This is a genomic window from Ruminococcus sp. RTP21358st1_G6_RTP21358_211008 (assembly GCF_040908885.1).
GTDB lineage: Bacteria > Bacillota > Clostridia > Lachnospirales > Lachnospiraceae > Blautia_A > Blautia_A faecis.
In genome coordinates this window covers 1-1,724 of record NZ_JBDGDM010000105.1, presented here as the reverse complement: position 1 = coordinate 1,724, position 1,724 = coordinate 1, and the positions used below count along the sequence as shown (strand labels likewise).

Annotated in this window: 2 protein-coding genes; both read left to right on the top strand. The window is 36.9% G+C overall.

Annotated elements, in window-relative coordinates; translation table 11 throughout:
• The first annotated feature begins 68 nt into the window (after window positions 1–68).
• Window positions 69–746 carry a helix-turn-helix domain-containing protein gene (locus AB5Z12_RS20710; protein ID WP_195698868.1) on the top strand — a complete coding sequence of 226 codons (678 nt, stop codon included), beginning with the start codon at window positions 69–71 and terminating at the stop codon, window positions 744–746.
• Complete coding sequence (locus AB5Z12_RS20705) at window positions 701–1,645, top strand: IS3 family transposase (protein WP_313722190.1); 945 nt, start codon at window positions 701–703, stop codon at window positions 1,643–1,645. Before AB5Z12_RS20710 ends, AB5Z12_RS20705 begins: the two co-directional genes overlap by 46 nt.
• The last annotated feature ends 79 nt before the right edge of the window (window positions 1,646–1,724 follow it).

Genomic DNA, 1,724 nt, shown 5'->3' with positions numbered 1-1,724 from the left:
TGATATGCTCCCTTCTAGGTAGACAAGTGAAATAATAAAAACTTGTCACTTAGGAGGGAGCATATTTTATGTCTAAAAGAAAAGTATCTGTTGCGGATAAGATATATGCTGTAAATCTATATCTGGATGGAAAAGAAAGTCAACGGCGAATTGCCGATATGTTTGATGTAAGTCTCGCATCTGTCCAACAATGGATTCGAAACTATGAATCTATGGGAGCAAATGCATTCACATTGAAAGGGAATAAAAAATATTCCAAAGAATTGAAACAACAAGCAGTCGTAGATTATTTAGCAGGCTATGGTTCTCAAGATGATATTTGCAAAAAATACGGAATCCGTTCAAAAGCTAAGTTACAAATCTGGATAAAGAAGTATAATGGTCATGAAGAATTAAAATCTTCTGGAACAGGAGGAAGCATTATCATGACCAAAGGAAGAAAAACCACTTTTGAAGAACGGGTTGAAATAGTACAGTATTGTATCGCACATAATCGTAATTATGCCAAAACAGCAGAACAATACCAGGTGTCCTATCAACAGGCTCGCAATTATATAGTCAAATATGAAGCTGGTGGAGTAGAAGCTTTAAGAGATAACCGTGGCAAACGAAAACGTCCCGATGAGATGAGTGAATTAGAAAAGCTGCGTGCTGAAGTTAAAATTTTAAAAGCAGAGAAAGAACGTGCTGAAATGGAGGCATCTTTTTTAAAAAAACTCGAAGAAATAGAGAGGAGGCGGGGCTAAGCCTGGTCCGTCATGAACATATATATCAGGCAATCAAAGAAGAACATGAAGATCATAATTATTCAGTTGCTGCACTTTGCAAACTTGGTAATGTTTCTAGAGCAGCTTATTATAAATGGCTACACAGAGAAATTCCCAAAAGCGAGCAAAAGAATAGGTTTATTGCTGACGAGATAGAAAAGATTCACACAGACTCACCGGATAAAGGCTATCGAAGGATCAGAGATGATTTGGAACGATATCATGGTATTGATATAAACGATAAACGTGTGCTACGTATTTGCCGTAAACTTAATATAAAATCAACTATCAAGTATTCTAACAACGGATGCACAAGACAGGCTGCAAACCCTCAGTATATAGCTGAAAACATACTTAATCGGGAGTTCACTGCCAAAGCACCAAATGAAAAATGGCTCACTGATGTGACAGAATTCCATTATTATATTGGGATTGAAAAGCATAAAGTTTATCTAAGTGCAATACTGGACCTATATGATAGACGGATTGTTTCGTATGTTATTCGTGATAAGAACAACAATGCTTTGGTGTTTGATACGGTAGACAATGCTTTACTTAGAAATCCTGGTGCGCAGCCACTGTTTCACAGTGACAGGGGATTCCAATATACGAACAGGACATTTCATACAAAACTTGTAAATGCTGGAATAATACAAAGCATGTCGCGAGTTGCTAAATGTATCGACAATGGACCAATGGAAGGCTTTTGGGGGATTTTGAAGAGAGAGCGATACTATGGAAAACGATTCACTGATAGAGGTACTCTCGTAAAAATGATCGAAGATTATATAGATTACTATAACAATAAACGCTTACAAAGGAATCTCGGAATTTTAACACCAATGGAAAAACACGAAATTTACTTGCAAGCCGCATAAAAACTGCCAGCAGATAAATTTCTGCTGGCAGGAAAAATTTATATTTTTTCAATTGTCTACTTGACGGGGAGCGGTTCAA